The sequence below is a fragment of the Citrobacter sp. A316 genome (genome assembly GCF_002042945.1).
Classification (GTDB): domain Bacteria; phylum Pseudomonadota; class Gammaproteobacteria; order Enterobacterales; family Enterobacteriaceae; genus Citrobacter; species Citrobacter portucalensis.
In genome coordinates this window covers 1-18330 of record NZ_MVFZ01000028.1, presented here as the reverse complement: position 1 = coordinate 18330, position 18330 = coordinate 1, and the positions used below count along the sequence as shown (strand labels likewise).

The 18330-nt window shown below is 50.2% G+C and carries 19 protein-coding genes and 1 pseudogene; 14 read left to right on the top strand and 6 right to left on the bottom strand.

What is annotated here, in order from left to right:
- The first annotated feature begins 171 nt into the window (after positions 1-171).
- From BZK41_RS24610 to BZK41_RS24595, 4 genes are all read left to right on the top strand, one after another.
- Positions 172-1569, top strand: a complete 1398-nt coding sequence (locus tag BZK41_RS24610) for an alanine racemase (RefSeq protein WP_079939913.1) — start codon at positions 172-174, stop codon at positions 1567-1569.
- Positions 1570-1663: 94 nt separating this feature from the next.
- Positions 1664-3085, top strand: a complete 1422-nt coding sequence (locus BZK41_RS24605) for an APC family permease (protein ID WP_075145869.1) — start codon at positions 1664-1666, stop codon at positions 3083-3085.
- 1 nt (position 3086) lies between these two features.
- Positions 3087-4190, top strand: a complete 1104-nt coding sequence (locus tag BZK41_RS24600) for an alanine/ornithine racemase family PLP-dependent enzyme (RefSeq protein ID WP_079939912.1) — start codon at positions 3087-3089, stop codon at positions 4188-4190.
- Positions 4191-4256: 66 nt separating this feature from the next.
- Positions 4257-5642, top strand: a complete 1386-nt coding sequence (locus BZK41_RS24595; RefSeq protein ID WP_079939911.1) for an amino acid permease — start codon at positions 4257-4259, stop codon at positions 5640-5642.
- Positions 5643-5676: 34 nt separating this feature from the next.
- On the opposite strand, the pseudogene BZK41_RS27160 reads toward BZK41_RS24595, so the two are convergent.
- A pseudogene (locus tag BZK41_RS27160) lies at positions 5677-6761 on the bottom strand (beta-L-arabinofuranosidase domain-containing protein); the annotation flags it as partial.
- Between BZK41_RS27160 and BZK41_RS24580 the strand changes: the two are divergent.
- The 7 genes from BZK41_RS24580 to hisP all read left to right on the top strand — a co-directional run bounded on the left by BZK41_RS24580 (position 6747) and on the right by hisP (position 12588).
- Entirely contained in the window at positions 6747-7514 is a 768-nt protein-coding gene (locus BZK41_RS24580) for a LacI family DNA-binding transcriptional regulator (protein WP_253193791.1), read from the top strand. The pseudogene BZK41_RS27160 and the gene BZK41_RS24580 overlap by 15 nt on opposite strands.
- A 40-nt stretch (positions 7515-7554) precedes the next feature.
- On the top strand, positions 7555-8124 hold the full coding sequence (locus BZK41_RS24575) for a UbiX family flavin prenyltransferase (protein WP_003028125.1): 570 nt from the start codon (positions 7555-7557) through the stop codon (positions 8122-8124).
- A gap of 287 nt (positions 8125-8411) precedes the next feature.
- The gene (gene argT / locus BZK41_RS24570) at positions 8412-9194 is read left to right on the top strand and encodes a lysine/arginine/ornithine ABC transporter substrate-binding protein ArgT (RefSeq protein WP_006683634.1); all 783 of its coding nucleotides are present in this window, start codon (positions 8412-8414) and stop codon (positions 9192-9194) included.
- 247 nt (positions 9195-9441) lie between these two features.
- Positions 9442-10224 carry a histidine ABC transporter substrate-binding protein HisJ gene (hisJ, locus tag BZK41_RS24565; RefSeq protein WP_003028120.1) on the top strand — a complete coding sequence of 261 codons (783 nt, stop codon included), beginning with the start codon at positions 9442-9444 and terminating at the stop codon, positions 10222-10224.
- Positions 10225-10410: 186 nt separating this feature from the next.
- Positions 10411-11097 (top strand): histidine ABC transporter permease HisQ, encoded by a 687-nt coding sequence (locus tag BZK41_RS24560; protein WP_003028118.1) that lies wholly within the window; start codon positions 10411-10413, stop codon positions 11095-11097.
- On the top strand, positions 11094-11801 hold the full coding sequence (gene hisM, locus BZK41_RS24555) for a histidine ABC transporter permease HisM (protein ID WP_043017063.1): 708 nt from the start codon (positions 11094-11096) through the stop codon (positions 11799-11801). Before BZK41_RS24560 ends, hisM begins: the two co-directional genes overlap by 4 nt.
- A gap of 13 nt (positions 11802-11814) precedes the next feature.
- Positions 11815-12588 carry a histidine ABC transporter ATP-binding protein HisP gene (hisP, locus tag BZK41_RS24550; protein ID WP_079939907.1) on the top strand — a complete coding sequence of 258 codons (774 nt, stop codon included), beginning with the start codon at positions 11815-11817 and terminating at the stop codon, positions 12586-12588.
- 33 nt (positions 12589-12621) lie between these two features.
- Here the strand turns inward: hisP and BZK41_RS24545 are convergent, their stop codons facing one another.
- From BZK41_RS24545 to yfcG, 4 genes are all read right to left on the bottom strand, one after another.
- Positions 12622-13137: a GNAT family N-acetyltransferase gene (locus BZK41_RS24545; RefSeq protein ID WP_079939906.1), complete on the bottom strand. Its 516-nt coding sequence runs from the start codon at positions 13135-13137 to the stop codon at positions 12622-12624.
- Between the two features lie 71 nt (positions 13138-13208).
- The gene (locus BZK41_RS24540; RefSeq protein WP_079939905.1) at positions 13209-14102 is read right to left on the bottom strand and encodes a TIGR01777 family oxidoreductase; all 894 of its coding nucleotides are present in this window, start codon (positions 14100-14102) and stop codon (positions 13209-13211) included.
- A 20-nt stretch (positions 14103-14122) separates the two neighbouring features.
- Positions 14123-14485, bottom strand: a complete 363-nt coding sequence (gene folX / locus BZK41_RS24535; protein ID WP_003028107.1) for a dihydroneopterin triphosphate 2'-epimerase — start codon at positions 14483-14485, stop codon at positions 14123-14125.
- Positions 14486-14539: 54 nt separating this feature from the next.
- A complete protein-coding gene (gene yfcG / locus BZK41_RS24530; RefSeq protein ID WP_079939941.1) occupies positions 14540-15175 on the bottom strand; it encodes a GSH-dependent disulfide bond oxidoreductase in 636 nt (211 codons plus the stop codon).
- 134 nt (positions 15176-15309) lie between these two features.
- Between yfcG and yfcF the strand changes: the two genes are divergently transcribed.
- From yfcF to yfcD, 3 genes are read left to right on the top strand one after another with little or no spacing between them, the layout of a single operon-like run.
- On the top strand, positions 15310-15954 hold the full coding sequence (gene yfcF, locus BZK41_RS24525; protein ID WP_079939904.1) for a glutathione transferase: 645 nt from the start codon (positions 15310-15312) through the stop codon (positions 15952-15954).
- 55 nt (positions 15955-16009) lie between these two features.
- Positions 16010-16561, top strand: coding sequence for a phosphodiesterase (gene yfcE / locus BZK41_RS24520; protein ID WP_079939903.1), 552 nt, complete (start codon positions 16010-16012; stop codon positions 16559-16561).
- A gap of 56 nt (positions 16562-16617) precedes the next feature.
- Complete coding sequence (yfcD, locus tag BZK41_RS24515; RefSeq protein ID WP_079939902.1) at positions 16618-17163, top strand: NUDIX hydrolase YfcD; 546 nt, start codon at positions 16618-16620, stop codon at positions 17161-17163.
- A gap of 73 nt (positions 17164-17236) precedes the next feature.
- Here the strand turns inward: yfcD and BZK41_RS27335 are convergent.
- Positions 17237-18330 (bottom strand): hypothetical protein (locus BZK41_RS27335; RefSeq protein ID WP_172313299.1); only part of this gene is annotated, 1094 nt, incomplete at its 5' end.

Sequence of the window (18330 nt, the reverse complement as noted above, 5' to 3'; positions counted from 1 at the left end):
ATAAAAGTGACGAATTTTCGTCGTTGTGATGAATAGCACGCTAAATGACAAAGTTCACAATAATTTTATGTATGTAACAGACTGATTTTAATCGAGTTAAATTTTGGCACGCCTGTTGCTATATCCATTGTGAGAATGTGGTCTCTTACATGAAAATAAGCTGAGGATGTTATGACTGATTCGATTATTCAAAACTACAACCAATTACGTGAGCAAGTGATAGAAAACGATCGCCGTTTCCAACAAAAAGAGGGTCACTTGTGTTTTGATGGCGTGGATCTGGATGCTCTGGCACGCAAGTATCCGACGCCGTTCTATGTTTTCTCTGAGTCAGAGATTATTCGTAATATCAACGAAATCCAGCAGGCGTTTGCTGCCCATAAAAATACCAAAACCTTTTTTGCTTCCAAAACCTGCTCAGTGATGGGAGTGCTTCAGGCGATTCGTGATGCAGGAATTTGTGCTGAGGCTAATTCACAGTACGAAGTTCGTAAATGTCTGGAAATCGGCTTTCGTGGCGACCAGATTGTCTTTAATGGTGTAGTGAAAAAACCAGCCGACCTGGAATACGCCATTGCTAACGATCTGTACCTGATCAACGTCGATAGCTTGTATGAACTGGATCACATTGATGCTATTTCCCGCAAATTGAAAAAAGTCGCCAATGTTTGCGTTCGTGTGGAACCAAACGTTCCGTCAGCGACGCATGCAGAGCTGGTGACCGCATTTCACGCAAAATCGGGATTGGATTTGGAACAAGCGGAAGAAACCTGTCGGCGGATCCTGGAAATGCCTTATGTCCATCTTCGCGGTTTACATATGCATGTGGGCGATCAGGTTCCTGAATCTGAACCTTTTGCCAAAGCAACCAAAGTATTGGTGGATGAATCTCGACGTCTGGAAGAGGTTCTGGGGATTAAATTTGACCTTATCAACGTGGGCGGCGGTATCCCTGTCCCCTACAAATATGATGAGGAAAATGGCGATCCGCTTAAAGACAATATGTATGCCGGGATTACGGCACAGGATTTTGCTGATGCGGTTATTCGTGAAGTCCATAAGTGGCGTACGGATGTGGAAATCTGTATTGAGCCTGGGCGTAAGGTTACCGGTTCGGCCGCCGTACTGCTAACAGAAGTCGCCTGTGAAAAACGTAAAACCAACTATGACCTTAACGGCAATGTTGAATGTCACGTTGAGTGGAAGTTTGTTGATGCCGGATACAGTGTGCTTTCAGACAGTCAGCATTTTGACTGGTTCTTCTATGTCTACAACGTTTCCAGAATGACAGATTCGCATGACGCGTGGATCAAACTCGCAGGGCCTCTTTGTGACGGCGGTGATTACTTCCATATGGGCGTGAAGGGGGAGGAGTTCCTGATGCCGAAGAACACGCAAATTGGCGATATCGTCGCATTTCTGGATGCGGGCGCTTACACCATCGAAAGCCAGACGGTCTACAACAATCGCCCGCGCTCTGCTGTCGTGATGATAGACAAAGAGGGAAAAGATCGCTTAATCCGTCGGGAAGACAGTTACGAAGATATGGTCAAGTACGACATTTATTAAATCTCATTATTGGACTTCGGCATTGGCCGGAGTCCATGAGTCAGGTAATTCGAAGAGGGCAGTGATGCCCCTGAATGAATAACAGGAGATGGCCATGAGTAACAATAGTTCTGGCTTGCTTGGCATCAAAGATATCGTCTTTATGAATGTCATTGCCATTCTGAGTTTGCGACAAATACCGAATGTCGCTCCCTACGGCGCTTCAGCAATGCTGTTGTGGGTTATTGCCGCATTCTGTCTGTTCTTTCCGCTGGCGATGGTGTGTGGTGAACTCTCCACCGGTTGGCCGAAAGATGGTGGGATATTTGTCTGGATTAAAGAAGCGTTTGGTAAACGTATCGCGTGGATAGTCGTGGTGTGCTTCCTCTTTTCCTGCGTGTTATTTTTTCCTCTGATGCTGCAATTTGGTTTTACAGCGCTGGGCTACATGATTGGTGACGGTCTGGCTGAGAATAAAGCGTTTATTGGTGTTGGTTCAGCGGTTATTTTCTGGTTGCTGACATTAATGAATATACGCGGCATGGAGTGGACCAAAATTATCAACAGCGTCAGCGCCTGGTGTGGTGTGTTTATTCCTTCTGCGATTTTGATCATTTTGGCTATCGTATGGTTGGCCACCGGACATCCGATGCAAACCGATTACGCGACGGCGGCAAACTGGGTTCCTGACCTGAGTCACTGGGATACCATTGTCTTTCTTTCGAGCATGATGTTTGCTTTTGCTGGTCTGGAAGTTGCGCCGATGATTGCCGGACGCACGCGTAACCCGCAACGTGATTTCCCGCGAGCAATGGCGGTTTCTGCTGTTGTTATTGTGGGTATTTACATGGTGGGAACCTGGGCGTTGAACACGCTGCTGCCTGCGGGGAATACCGACATTGTTGCGGGCGTAATGCAGGCGATGCACGCCGCAGCGGATACGTTACACATGCCGTGGCTGATTCCGGTGATGGCATTCTGTATGTTTTTTGGTGCTCTGGGTCAGATTAACTCCTGGCTGGTGGGGCCTATCTACATGCTTCAGGAAGCCTCACGTGAGGATAATCTGTTAGGCGATAAAATCGCCCAGCTGCACCCGGTCTGGAAAACGCCAGCATTTGCGCTGATCGTGCAGGCAATTATTGTCACTGTTCTGTGCTTCTCAACCTTTATATCCCCGAGCGTTGCTGCGGCGTACTGGATGTTGACCGCACTGACTACAATTACCTACTTCATTCCCTATCTGGTGATGTTCCCGGCATTCTGGCGCTTGCGTCAGACGCAACCGGATACGCCAAGAAGCTTTAAAATACCCGGAAAAGTCCTACCTGCAGTGCTGCCGGCGCTTGGATTTATCTCTATTGCCTTTGCCGTTGCTCTGCTGTTTATCCCGCCTTCACAAATTGATATGGGGGGATATTTCCAGTACGCGGGCAAGATCGTTGGTGGCGCATTGTTGGCCGTTATTGTTGCTGAAAGTATCTACCATCGGGCGCAGAAACGTAATGCTCGAATGAGCATGGCAGGAGGAAAATAAAATGTATATGCCCATCCTGGAAATCAATTTACGTAAGCTGGAAGAAAATGCCCGAACAGAAAAAGCGCTTTTAGCCAGCAGTGGAATTGAGGTCATGGCGGTCAATAAAGTTTTTGATGGATGTGTTGAAACTGCGCAGGCCGTATTTAATGGCGGCATTCAGGTGATAGCAGAATCACGGACCTACAATCTGAAAAAAATCCGTGAAATCGGCTGTACTACCTGTTTACTCCGCAGTCCTTGCCTAAGTGAAATTGAAGACGTTATCCGCTATGCCGATATCAGTCTGAACAGTGAAGCCGTTATCCTGCGCGCTTTATCACAGGAAGCCCAACGCCAGGGGAAAACGCATCAGGTATTGCTGATGGTTGATATGGGGGATTTACGCGAAGGTATCTGGTTCACCGAGTATTCACAAATTCTCAGCACTATCCGGCTTATTCATGAATTACCTTGTCTTGAGCTGTATGGCCTGGGTACCAACTTCAATTGCTATGGTACCGTCCTGCCCACGGTAAAAAATGGTGAAGATTTTCTGGCACTGGCTGCGCGAGTAGAGCAGGACAGCGGCGTGCCAGTGCGCCGACTCTCTGCCGGTAATTGCACCAGCTACCATTTACTGGATAAAGAAATTTGGCCTCAGGGATTGAACCATTTACGGATCGGGGGGTTGCATGAGTTTGGCATTGAATATGTCGAGATGAAGTATCTGAACGAATTTCATCACTCTGCCAAGCCGGTGGAAAAAGCGTGTTCTGATATGTATGTCCTTGAGGCGGAGATTATCGAGCTTAACAGCAAGCCGACAATACCCGTAGGAGAACTTGGCGTAGACGCTTTCCTGCAAACCAAAACCTTTGTTGATTATGGTGTTCGCAAGCGGGCCTTGTTGGCGTTTGGTCGTCAGGACGTACCTTCCGATAACTGTGTGCCCTGCGACGACAATATCACCATCCTTGGACAAACCAGTGACCATACGTTAGTGGATATTGAAGCATGCGAGCAGCCGTTGAAAGTGGGAGATGTCGTCCGTTTTGAACTTGACTATACGGGGCTTCTGATGGCCTGTCAGACGAAGGGCGTTGCCATGAGGTTTATTCAATAAGCCACTGCCGCCACGGTCATTTATCTGTGGCGGCGTCTATGACGTTATCCGGGACAGGGAGTGACCATGAGTACCCTGCAAGTGCTACCGCCCGCCGAGCCTGAAAATGGGTTACGACGAAACCTCAAAAAACGCCATTTGCTGATGATTTCTCTCGGTGGGACAATTGGCACCGGTTTATTTATCGGTATTGCCGAACCGCTCAATAGCGTCGGGCCCGCGGGAACATTACTGGCTTATCTGTTCGCTGGCGCGATTATGCTGGCAACCATGATGTGCCTTGGTGAGCTGTCCTGCGCGTTTCCCCATTCAGGTTCATTCCAGCATTATGCGTTGATGTTCCTGCCCAATCCTATCTGGAGCTATATCATTGGGTGGCTATATTGGCTGAGTTGGGTGTTTTCCCTGGCAGCAGATCTGACTGCTGCGGGTTTCATTGCCCATCAATTTTTCCCTGCTATACCTGTCCACTTTTATTGCCTAATCATCCTTGTCGTACTCACGCTGATCAATTTATGCTCGGCGAAAAGTTTCGGTGAATGTGAATACTGGCTATCAGCGCTTAAGGTTTTTGCAATAGTGCTTTTCATCGTGGCAGGCGGCGTCATGATTTTCTCTCTCTCAGGAGATGCAAACTGGCATCCGACGTTGAAAAGTGATGGTTTGTGGTTTCCCAACGGATGGGAGCAAATTCTGGTTTGCATGACGATAGTCATCTATTCATTTCAGGGGGTGGAACTGGTAGGAAGCGCGGCAGGAGAAACGGAATCGCCGCACTCAGTGTTGCCGAAGGTTATTCAGGGCATTGGTTTGCGAATAATCCTGTTTTATGGTCTGGCGATTGCTGTTCTGGCGCTGGTTTATCCACATGGGAAAGTACCTGATGGAAATAGTCCCTTCGTCTGGGTGTTCTCACACGTCGGTATTCCTAGGGCTGATGTTCTTATGATGCTGGTTATTTTTTCCGCAGCTGTTTCAGCAGCGAACTCAGCAGTCTATGCCAGTTCACGTATGCTATGGTCGATGGCGGGCTCCCGATTTGCCCCTGCACGATTTGGTAAATTAAGCGGTAACGGCGTGCCGGTTAACGCTATTTTACTGACTGTGCTTTTAGCTCTGGTGTCGATGCTGACACGTTATATTCCCGCTCAGCAGTTTTATCTCTATTTAATTGCCAGTACCGGGCAAGTGGGGTGTCTTGCGTGGATAGTTATCGGTTGGTGTCAGTTCCGTTTTCGACAGGCGGTAAATCGCGGAGTGTATCCCGCAAGTCTGGTCAGCTATCGATCACGATTGTTCCCGTGGTTGGCTTGGTTTGTCATCATCACTAATATCGCGATAATCATTGGTACCTGGTTTAGCGGGCAAGGTGGGCTGATTATGCTCATTGAGCTGGTATTGATGGGCATCATTGTAGCGTCATGGTTTTATTTAAAACCAACTGTACGATAAAAAGGCGTTCCCGACTGGCGGGAACGCCTCTGTTTTAAGTCTCGTCGACCCAAATTCGCATTTCGCCTTCGCCGCGGTTGGCCCAGCTAAACCACGGAATAAAGGTCAGCGTCTGCTTCTCAACCGCCGTCTGGCGATTATCAAAGCTGTATAGCGGCTTATCCTCATGCGCGGTTAACACGCGTACTCCTTCCGCCTGTAGCAGCACTTTCCCTTTCAGTAAGCCCACGCCTTGAATCTCACGAAACGCGCTCGCCTTCGGTAGCGACAGGTTGTGCAGCTGTGCGCCGTTATCCGCCTCTTCCAGACAGTAGACTAGCGGCCCGCGCTGAATCACCACTTTACCCGCCGCATGGCGCACTAGCGGATTGGCATACACGCGACGAACGGGCATTGGCAGATTTAGGGTAATGATGTCTCCTTCCTGCCACTGGCGATGCAGGTGCAGATAACCTTTCACTATTTTGCCCTGAGCCGCTTCGCCGTTTACCCGTACCATTGGTACCGCACACCACTCTGGCAGGCGCAGCCGAACCAGCGTTGGCGCACGGGCTTAATGTGGTCGTAAATATGGTTATGCGGAATACTTTTGGGTTGCGTTTCCAGCGGGTTCACATAGAAGAAATGTTTACCGTCCAGCGCCATCCCACCCAGCACCGTGTTGTAAAACGCGCGTTCCATGACATCGGCATAGTGCGCGTCGCCTTCCATTTCCAGCATGCGGCGGGCAAACATCATCTGGCCGATGGAGGCGCAGCTTTCTCCATAGGCGGTATCATTCGGTAAATTGTAATCGCTGGTGAAGGCCTCGCCGATCCCTTGCGAGCCAATACCGCCGGTGATGTACATCCGGCGCTGCACCATGTTATTCCAGATGCGCCGGCAGGTCTGGCGCTTTTCTTCGTCGTTCGTCATGCGGGCGATATGCGCCAGCCCGGTCATCAGATACACCGAACGTACCGCATGGCTGACGGCCTCGCTCTGTTGCACCAGCGGTTTGTGGGCGTGGGTATAGGTTTTATCTTTGACCATCCATACATCGCCCCAGTTATCCCAGTGCCAGGTGCCCCCGCGCTTAGCGAACTAAATATCGTAATAGTACGGTTGCTGGCCGCGCTCGGCGTGGCTGAAGCGTGTCGGGAAAATGACATTGCGATGAGTTTCTTACCCATCGGACCGGAAGACTCGGTGGCGGAGCTGATTAACCTGCACCAGCCCGATGCGCTTATCTGCGCCGGTTATCTGGAAGCTGAAATACTTGCTGAATTACGGAAGCTGGCATTGCCTGTGGCGCTGGTGGAACTGTGGGCCACCGACTTTCCTTGCGTCAATCCGGATAATTTTTATGGCGGATTTATTGCTACACGTCATCTGCTTGAACAGGGATGCAAGCGTATTGCATTTCTTGGACATTCGCAACGTCATTACAGTATCCGCCAGCGCGTAGAAGGGTATCAGCAGGCGCTGTTTGACGCCGGACTCTCGCTGTCTGAGGAATATCAGGTTGAAGCGCCGCCGGTCAAAAATATTGAGCAGGCGCTGATTGAGGGTATGGATAAACTGCTGGCGCTGGCCCAGCCGCCGGACGCAATTTTTGCCTATAACGATATTGCCGCTTTGGTGGCGATGCGGGTTTGCGCGCGTAAGGGAATCAGGGGACCGGAAGATATCGCCATTGTTGGATTCGATGATATTGATGCGGCGGCTTGGGCGCATCCGGCGTTAACTACCGTCGCGGTCGATAAGCGCGAGCTTGGACAGGATGCGTTTTGCTTGTTGCTCAATGAGCAAGGGGAACGAAATCTGCTGCTGCCGGTTCGTGAAAGCTCGCTCAGTGCAGAGCCACATTCACAGTTGCGCCCGACGCCGTAATCCGGCAAAGTCTCGCCATTACGACGAAAAGGCTCTCACAGTGAAACGACTCATCATTGGTATTTCTGGCGCAAGCGGGGCAATTTACGGCGTGCGCCTGCTGCAGGTTTTGCGTGACGTTACCGATGTGGAAACCCATCTGGTGATGAGTGCCGCTGCCCGGCAGACGCTGGCACTTGAAACGGACCTCTCTGTGCGCGACGTGCAGGCGCTGGCAAATGTGAATCACGATACACGTGATATCGCCGCCAGTATCTCCTCCGGCTCTTTTCAGACCGCCGGAATGGTTATCCTGCCTTGTTCAATCAAAACGCTTTCTGGCATCGTCCACAGTTACACCGATGGGTTGCTTACCCGTGCGGCAGATGTGGTGTTGAAAGAACGTCGTCCGCTGGTGCTGTGTGTACGCGAAACGCCGCTGCATTTGGGGCATTTGCGATTGATGACGCAGGCGGCAGAAATTGGGGCGGTGATTATGCCACCTGTCCCGGCGTTCTATCATCGTCCGCAAACGCTCGATGATGTGATTAATCAAACGGTTAATCGCGTGCTTGACCAGTTTGATATTACTCTTCCGCAGGACCTGTTCACCCGCTGGCAAGGGGCGTAAGCCGTTCCATCAGCGTGCAAAGAATCATCTGTTGCCCTGTTTCAGGGCAATTTTGTAACCGCGATCATATCCTCAACATTTAATTCGTTAAAACTCAACGAAACGCTGCGGTTCAACCGTCAGACCTGCTATCTTCAAAATCAGGACATTATTGCAACGTTTTATTAACATATTTAACGTCGAATATCCTCATCGACGCGAAAATGGCATAAGACCTGCATGAAAAAGTCTGCAAACACACAACACAACGTAAAACATAATAAAATTACGCCACTTGAGGGTTATGTATGAAGAAGACGGTTCTTGCTTTGTCTTTGCTGGTAGGACTCTCCGCCACCGCGGCCAGCTACGCAGCACTTCCGCAGACGGTTCGTATTGGTACAGATACAACGTACGCTCCTTTTTCCTCTAAAGATGCCAAAGGCGATTTTGTCGGCTTTGATATCGATCTGGGAAATGAGATGTGCAAGCGTATGCAAATCAAATGTACCTGGGTTGCCAGCGACTTTGATGCGCTGATCCCGTCGCTGAAAGCGAAAAAAATTGATGCCATCATCTCCTCGCTTTCTATCACCGAGAAGCGTCAGCAAGAGATTGCGTTCTCAGACAAACTTTACGCTGCAGACTCACGTCTGATCGCCGCGAAAGGTTCCCCCATTCAACCGACTCTGGACTCTCTCAAGGGTAAACACGTTGGCGTCCTGCAAGGCTCTACTCAGGAAGCCTATGCCAATGACAACTGGCGCAGCAAAGGCGTGGATGTGGTGGCCTATGCGAACCAGGACCTCATCTATTCTGACCTGACAGCAGGTCGTCTGGACGCGGCGTTGCAAGATGAAGTTGCGGCCAGCGAAGGCTTCCTCAAGCAGCCTGCTGGTAAGGATTACGCTTTTGCCGGCCCGTCGGTGAAAGATAAAAAATACTTTGGTGACGGAACCGGGATTGGCTTGCGCAAAGATGATGCAGAGCTGAAAGCCGCTTTCGACAAAGCGCTGGGCGAACTGCGTAAAGACGGCACCTACGACAAAATGGCGAGCAAATATTTTAATTTTAATGTCTACGGCGATTAATACAGCGACGTGGGGAATTGACTGCACCATTGCGGGTAACCATTACGGTGCATAATAAATGCAGTGCACTGTTATGGTGCTTTTATCGCTGACTTAACAAGCATGAGTGCATACTTAAGCGCTTTTCATGCAAATAAATACCGCCGACAGGGTAGAATGCTTTGCCTTGTCGGCCTGATTAATGGCACGATAACTGCACCTGGTCCTGTAAAGATCCCCTATAAAAGACAGTCTGTTGAGGATAGTTATGAAAAAACTGGTGTTGTCTCTTTCTCTGGTTCTGGCTTTCTCCAGTGCTACCGCAGCATTTGCAGCCATTCCGCAAAAAATTCGTATCGGTACCGATCCTACTTATGCGCCGTTCGAATCGAAAAATGCACAGGGTGAATTAGTCGGTTTTGATATCGATCTGGCTAAAGAGCTGTGCAAACGTATCAATACGCAATGTACCTTCGTGGAAAACCCGCTGGACGCGCTGATCCCTTCGCTAAAAGCGAAGAAAATCGATGCCATCATGTCCTCGCTTTCCATTACTGAAAAGCGTCAGCAGGAAATCGCTTTTACCGACAAGCTTTATGCAGCCGATTCGCGTCTGGTTGTCGCTAAAGATTCTGCTATTCAGCCGACCATTGAGTCGCTGAAAGGTAAACGTGTTGGTGTGCTGCAGGGCACCACCCAGGAAACGTTCGGCAACGAACACTGGGCGCCAAAAGGTATTGAGATTGTCTCTTATCAGGGGCAGGACAATATCTATTCTGACCTGACTGCCGGGCGTATTGACGCCGCGTTCCAGGATGAAGTCGCGGCCAGCGAAGGCTTCCTGAAACAGCCAGTCGGTAAAGATTACAAATTCGGCGGCCCGTCTGTGAAAGACGAGAAGTTATTCGGCGTGGGTACCGGTATGGGGCTGCGCAAAGACGATAACGAGCTGCGCGAAGCGCTGAACAAAGCCTTTGCCGAAATGCGAGCTGACGGTACTTACGAGAAGCTGGCGAAAAAGTACTTCGATTTTGATGTTTACGGCGGTTAATTACCGTAGGTGCTGATAAAGCCCGTAGATTTTTGACGCGTTGAATTTATGCCCGATGGCGCTGCGCTTATCAGGCCTACGGTGATTTTGTAGGCCGGATAAGGTAAGGCCGCCATCCGGCATTTAACGGTTAGTCTGAAATCAAAAGAGGCTTACTACTCCACCACACACGACAGGACAGGCAGCATGTTGTATGGCTTTTCAGGTGTTATTTTACAGGGCGCAATTGTTACGCTGGAGCTGGCACTCAGCTCGGTGGTACTAGCGGTTCTGATAGGTCTTGTCGGCGCAGCAGCAAAGCTGTCGCAAAGCCGGGCAATGGGGCTTATTTTCGAAGGGTACACCACGCTAATCCGCGGCGTGCCCGATCTGGTCTTAATGCTGCTCATCTTCTACGGATTACAAATCGCGCTGAATACCATTACTGATGCAATCGGTATCGGCCAGATTGATATCGATCCGATGGTTGCGGGCATTATCACCCTTGGATTTATCTACGGTGCCTATTTTACCGAAACTTTTCGCGGTGCGTTTATGGCTGTACCAAAAGGCCATATTGAAGCCGCAACGGCGTTTGGCTTTACCAGCTCACAAATATTTCGTCGCATTATGTTCCCGGCGATGATGCGTTATGCCTTACCGGGAATCGGTAATAACTGGCAGGTTATTCTTAAGGCTACGGCGCTGGTATCGTTGCTTGGACTTGAAGACGTGGTGAAAGCGACTCAGCTAGCCGGGAAGAGTACCTGGGAGCCGTTCTATTTTGCCGTCGTGTGCGGGGTCATCTATCTGGTGTTTACCACTGTTTCTAATGGTGTGCTGCTGTACCTTGAGCGCCGCTATTCCGTGGGTGTGAAGAGGGCTGACCTGTGATTGAGATTATTCAGGAATACTGGAAGTCCCTGCTGTGGACCGACGGATATCGCTACACTGGCGTCGCTATCACCCTATGGCTTTTGATTTCGTCAGTAGTGATGGGCGGAATACTGGCGTTGTTTTTGGCGATTGGCCGCGTTTCCAGTAATAAATTTATCCAGTTTCCTATCTGGCTGTTCACCTATATTTTTCGTGGGACGCCGCTGTACGTTCAGCTACTGGTGTTTTATTCCGGGATGTATACGCTGGAGATAGTTAAAGGCACGGATTTCCTCAACGCGTTTTTCCGCAGCGGGCTGAATTGCACCGTGCTGGCGCTGACGCTGAATACCTGCGCCTATACCACGGAGATTTTCGCCGGGGCTATTCGTTCCGTACCTCACGGTGAGATTGAGGCTGCGCGCGCATACGGTTTCTCGTCATTCAAACTGTATCGCTGCATTATTTTGCCTTCCGCGCTGCGTATCGCACTGCCGGCTTACAGTAATGAAGTCATTTTAATGCTGCACTCCACGGCGCTGGCATTTACGGCCACGGTGCCAGATTTGTTGAAAATCGCTCGCGATATCAACTCGGCTACGTATCAGCCATTTACCGCCTTCGGTATTGCCGCTGTACTGTATTTGATTATTTCGTATGTCCTGATCAGTCTGTTCCGTAGAGCGGAAAAACGCTGGTTGCAGCATGTATCCTCTAAATGATTCGAGTAACACGATGTCTGAAAATAAATTAAACGTTATCGATTTACATAAGCACTACGGCGAACATGAAGTGCTGAAAGGGGTATCGCTACAGGCCAACGCGGGTGATGTTATCAGCATTATTGGCTCGTCAGGTTCCGGTAAAAGTACCTTCCTGCGCTGCATTAACTTTCTTGAGAAACCAAGCGCCGGGTCGATTGTCGTCAGTGGTCAGAACATTGGTCTGGTGCGCGACAAAGACGGCCAGTTGAAGGTTGCGGACAAAAATCAGCTACGCCTGCTGCGCACGCGTCTGACGATGGTCTTTCAGCACTTTAATCTGTGGAGCCACATGACGGTGCTGGAAAACGTCATGGAAGCGCCGATCCAGGTGCTGGGGCTGAGCAAGCAGGAAGCCCACGACCGTGCGGTGAAGTATCTGGCTAAAGTGGGCATAGATGAGCGCGCACAGGGCAAATATCCGGTGCATCTGTCCGGTGGTCAGCAGCAGCGTGTTTCCATTGCCCGTGCGCTGGCGATGGAGCCGGAAGTGTTGCTGTTTGATGAACCCACGTCGGCGCTTGATCCTGAGCTGGTGGGTGAAGTGCTGCGCATTATGCAACAGCTGGCCGAGGAGGGGAAAACCATGGTGGTGGTGACCCACGAAATGGGGTTTGCCCGTCATGTTTCCACGCACGTGATTTTCCTGCATCAGGGGAAAATTGAGGAAGAGGGTGACCCGGAACAGGTATTCGGTAATCCGCAAAGCCCACGCTTGCAGCAGTTCCTTAAAGGTTCACTGAAGTAAGCCAACAGCCCGGAGACGTTACGCTTTCCGGGCCTACAATTTTAGCGCATCTGACTCCAGACGATACACCCAGTCGTCGTACGCGATGCCGTCAATCTCATACGCCTTTTCCAGTACCTGCGTACGTACAAAGCCCGTCTTTTCCAGAACACGGATTGAACCCTTATTATCCGCCAGCGCGTATGCATTTATCGCCGTCACACCTGCATGCTCGAAGGCATACTGGCACACCGCGCGGACGGCTTCGCTGGCAATACCTTTCCCCTGAGCCTGTGGCATGACGGCGTAGCCGAGGTCAGCTTCCTGCGGGTAAAGATGGCTGATTTGTAAACCAATATCGCCGAGCGGCGTTGGGTTGTTATGTTCGCGGATGACGAAAGTGTGCCGTGCGGCCAGACGTCTGGCGAATAACAGACGCATATCTTTCGCCGGGGCGATATCGCCCATATAGCGCATGACTTCAGGACATTCACGGAGTTTCTGGAAAAAAGACCAGTCAGAAAATTGAAACAAAGAGAGGGTAAGTCGGGGTGTCGATATTATCGCCATAACGTCGCCATTGCGGAAATCTGGTCTATAACCTTATCACCACAACGGCGACTGTGAATAGCGCTTAGGGGTTATCGGATGACATCCGCCAGCGTTTCTTCTAAATCGTACCAGCGAAATGCAAAACCGGACGCTTCCAGGCGCTTGGGCAATGCACGTTGTCCACCAAGGACCAGTACTGATGATTCTCCCATCAGCAGTCGCATAACGGTGGCGGGAACGCGCAGAATGGCAGGGCGGTTCAGAGCGTGTCCCAGGGCGTGGGCAAACTGCTCATTGTGTACCGGATATGGCGAAACCATATTGAAGGGACCGCGCAGATCGTTATTCAGCAGCCAGATAATTCCGTTGACCATATCATCAACATGGATCCAGGCCATATACTGGCGTCCGTTACCGATCGGACCACCTAAGCCAAGACGAAACGGCGGGACCATTTTTGCCAGAATGCCGCCTGCGGAGGCCAGTACCACGCCGGTACGCAGCATACACACGCGGGTTTTGTCGCTTTGCGCAGTGCTGGCAATTTGCTCCCAGCGGGCACATAGCTTATGGGTAAATTCATTATGCGGTGGCTCTTCTTCCGTAACCACAACTTCGCCCAAATCGCCGTAGTAACCGGTAGCGGAACCGGAGATTAACACTGAGGGCGGCGTCTCGCTGGCATTGATTAAATCGACCAGTTTCTGCGTAATGCCCCAACGGCTCTGGCACAGGCGTTCCTTTTGCTGTGCGCTCCAGCGCTTATCTGCGATAGGCTCTCCGGCAAGGTTAATCACGGCATCAATGTCATTGAGATGTTGCCGCTCTTCCAGTCCTTTCCACAACGTGACCCGAGAGTCGAGAATCTGACGCGCTTTATCAGGAGTACGTGTCACTACGATTATCTGATGCCCCAGTTCCAGCAGGCAGGGGATCAGATGACGTCCAATCAGGCCAGTACCACCGGTAATCAGAATCTGCATGTCGCCTCCCGGGTTACGTTTTAGCGCTGCCAGCTCAGCGTCATTGATACTGAGTCGGCGTAACGCAATGCGTGAAGTTTATCTATCTCTACTTCAGCATAAGTGACCCAGTGATGTTCGCGTGCGATATCGAGCACATCTTGAGTTAATTTTTCTAACAATGAGAAGCGGTTACCCTCCACGTGGGCAATGATGCTCTTGGTGATAGTACGATAATTCAGCGCGTCGTTGATATCTTCACTGGTACGAGCTTTGTCTGCCGGATAGTGAATGGCAATGTTGATGACGATATCCTGGCGATTAAGGATCTCCTCTTCTTTGATGCCGATAAAGGTGCGCAGACGAAGGTTTTTTATACGAATAATAGCGTCAGGTTGTGACATTGCAGGTTTCCTCCATGTATGAACCTCTGCATGATACACGAGAACCGAATCGCGTCACCGCTTCTCACTCTGTGCTTGCTGCATGGCGCGTTCCGTAGCGGGACGGGTGCGGATGCGTTCATGCCAGTTATTGACCGCCGGGTAGTTGTCGAGGTCGATGCGCTGGCGCTGATGGGCGTGGATCCACGGCCAGCAGGCAATATCGGCAATGCTGTAGTGATCGCCTCCCAGCCAGGGTGACGTTTCCAGGCGTTTATTCATCACGTTGTACAGGCGCTGGGTTTCAACCTGGTACCTTTCAATAGCGTAGGGGATCGTTTGTGGGGCGTAGTGGCTGAAATGATGATTCTGCCCCAGCATGGGGCCCAGCCCGCTGACCTGCCAGAACAGCCACTGCAGCGTGGTGTGACGCTCACGTAATTCACCGCTCAGCAGCTTACCGCTCTTCTCCGCCAGATAGAGTAAAATTTCTCCGGACTCAAACAAGCTGATGGGCCTTCCGCCATCTTCAGGCGCATGATCGATAATGGCCGGGATTTTATTGTTCGGCGAGATCTGCAGAAAATCGGGGCGAAACTGGCTACCTTTGCTGATATCAACATGAATCAGACGGTATTGCAGCTGCACCTCTTCAAGAAACAACGTGATTTTGTGACCGTTTGGCGATGGCGTGTAATAGAGATCGATCATTTTCAGCATCCGTTATGTCATGAACCGGGTCATAACAAGTATAGAGCCTGTTGGCGTGCGTGAGTTTTCATCAAGTGACAGCGAGAGAAAGACTCTATATTTTGAAAGCAAGCCAATACACTTCAGAGGACATTATGAGCAAACCTGCAATTACGCTGTGGTCAGATGCCAATTTTTTCTCCCCTTACGTGCTGTCTGTTTATGTCGCTCTGCAAGAGAAGGGGCTGCCTTTCACGCTGAAAACCGTTGACCTCAACAGTGGTGAGCATTTGCAACCTTCATGGCAAGGGTACGCGTTGACGCGCCGTGTACCTGTTCTTGAAATCGACGGTTTTGAGCTGAGCGAATCATCAGCGATTACGGAATTCCTGGAAGAGAGCTTTTCGCCTCCGCAGTGGGAGCGTATCTATCCACACGATGTACAAAAGCGCGCGCGGGCGCGCCAGGTTCAGGCGTGGATCCGCAGCGATCTGATGCCTATCCGTGAAGAACGCTCAACGGATGTGGTGTTTGCTGGCGTAAAGAAAGCTCCGTTGAGTGACGCAGGGAAAGCCAGTGCGGAAAAATTGTTCGCCACTGCTGGCAGTTTACTGAGCCACGGTAAACAGAATTTATTTGGCGAATGGTGTATCGCCGACTGTGATTTAGCGCTAATGCTTAATCGTCTGGTCCTTAACGGCGATGAGGTTCCAGAAGCGCTTGCAGAATACGCCACCTTCCAGTGGCAGCGCGCTTCAGTCCAGCGTTTTATCGCGCTTTCAGCGAAGCGTTCCTGCTGAAAAACGGGCCGTAATCCAGTATCATTACAAGGTACTTTTCAACGAGGAGTGAGTGATGAAACTGATGTTCGCATCGGACATTCATGGTTCGTTGCCAGCCACGGAACGCGTGCTCGAGCTGTTTAACGCAAGCGGTGCGCAATGGCTGGTGATATTGGGTGATGTTTTAAATCACGGGCCGCGTAATGCGCTTCCAGAAGGCTATGCACCTGCGCAGGTTGCAGAGCGGCTGAATGAGCTGGCAGCGCGGATTATCGCGGTACGTGGTAATTGCGACAGCGAAGTGGATCAGATGCTCCTGCATTTTCCGATGACCGCGCCGTGGCAGCAAATTCTGACAGAAAACCAGCGACTCTTTTTGACGCACGGACATCTTTTTGGCCCGCAAAATATGCCGGTGCTCAATGCGGGCGATGTTCTGGTTTATGGGCATACTCATCTGCCGGTTGTTGAGCGGCAAGGGGAGGTTTATCACTTCAATCCCGGCTCGGTAAGCATCCCTAAAGGGGGCTTTGCGGCAAGTTACGGGATTCTGGATGATAATGTTCTCAGCGTAATGGCACTCAATGATCAAAGTGTTATTGCACAGATCGAGATTAATCCGTAATTTACCCCACAAACATAAACGCGCCGTAAGAGCGCCAGAAAAAAGAAGGTTTCCTGATGGTGGAACAGCGTCGTTTGGCAAGTACTGAATGGGTGGATATTGTGAATGAAGACAACGAAGTCATTGCACAGTCCAGCCGGGAACAAATGCGGGCGCAACGCTTACGCCATCGTGCAACGTATATCGTTGTACATGATGGTATGGGCAAAATTCTGGTTCAACGTCGCACTGAGACAAAAGATTTTTTGCCCGGTATGCTGGATGCCACCGCAGGCGGTGTTGTTCAGGCTGACGAGCAGATGCTGGAGTCAGCGCGTCGTGAAGCAGAAGAGGAACTGGGGATTGCGGGCGTGCCGTTTGCCGAGCATGGTCAGTTTTACTTTGAAGACCAGAACTGTCGCGTATGGGGCGGGTTGTTTAGCTGCGTTTCCCACGGACCGTTTGCGCTTCAGGAAGATGAGGTCAGTGAAGTTTGCTGGTTGACGCCGGAAGAAATTACCGCGCGCTGCGACGAATTTACACCGGACTCCCTGAAAGCCCTGGCGCTGTGGATGACCCGCAACGCAAAAAATGAATCGCTGAAAGAAGAAGAAACAGAGTAAGCTGATGGGGTGTTTATTCTCTCTTAAGAAGAGCCGCTTTTGCGGCTCTTATTGTCTGAAATGACGAGGAAAACTATGGATGGGACAACGTAATTATCGCACTAACATCTACAGAACCCCCGGAGATCGCAGCTGTATCTGTAACACCTAAGAACGCATACATATCTAAAGCACCATCCCCGTAATTGTCGGTATAATTCATGTTAGCTGCATCGATAGTGACAGCCTTTGTCATGTCCAGACGTTCGCTGGTTGTTGCTGTTTTATATCCAAGACCGATACCTACGCCACCTGCCTGACCATTTGTATTCGCCAGTAAGTTATTTTTAATTTGGTTGTTAGAAACGTTAATTATTAAGCTGGGCTTGGCGTAGCAATTATTAAGTGTTATTTTAAATGGTGTATTATTAAACTCGCCATCGGGTTTTGCACGTAGTTCTGATGCGTTTAATTCACCTAAATCAACTTTCTTTTCGGCATTAAATGCGCCACAACCTGATGCTGAGATTGTTATCGGACCTGAAATATAAACATCCAGTGCTCCGCCCCTATTATCTTTGTCTTTTACTACACCTGCTTTCTGACGGGTAGTAAATATTTGTTTTCCGGCAGCTTTTGCGGGATCGAATGCAGTTGTTGTATACAGAGTCAGCGTAAAGGCGGCGGTCGCATCCTGCACCTTGGTCGGACTGCTGATGCTGGAGCAACCTAGAGCAGAAGCCGGTAGAGATTGGTTCACGTTGGCGTTATTAGAGAGGTAAATCGGCATTGTTTTCCAGCCAGTAATGTAACCAAAAGAAGGAGGTGTTAAGTTAGCCGACAGGGTAAAAAAGAGCCCAGGAATTGTGCTGTCGGCTTGCCAGCCCTTGCTATTACTACTGTCAGGCTGGAATGTGGAGCCCTCAGGCAGGAAAATGACAGTTCTTGTCTGTTTGTTTTCATTTTTTACCCAATAACTAACCGGGGCCGAACTGCTTTTTTGCAAAGCATCATCTGTACTGGGCAATAAAGCTAGTCCGCTGGCTGTGGCGGTGATATTCACTTCGCTATCGGCATTGTAACTGGATGTTGAACCCAGCATCATTGTACAACCTGCGGCCAGAGCAGAGGAACCTGAAAAAGCAAAAAGTAAAATAGCATATAAATATTTTATCTTCATAATTGTTA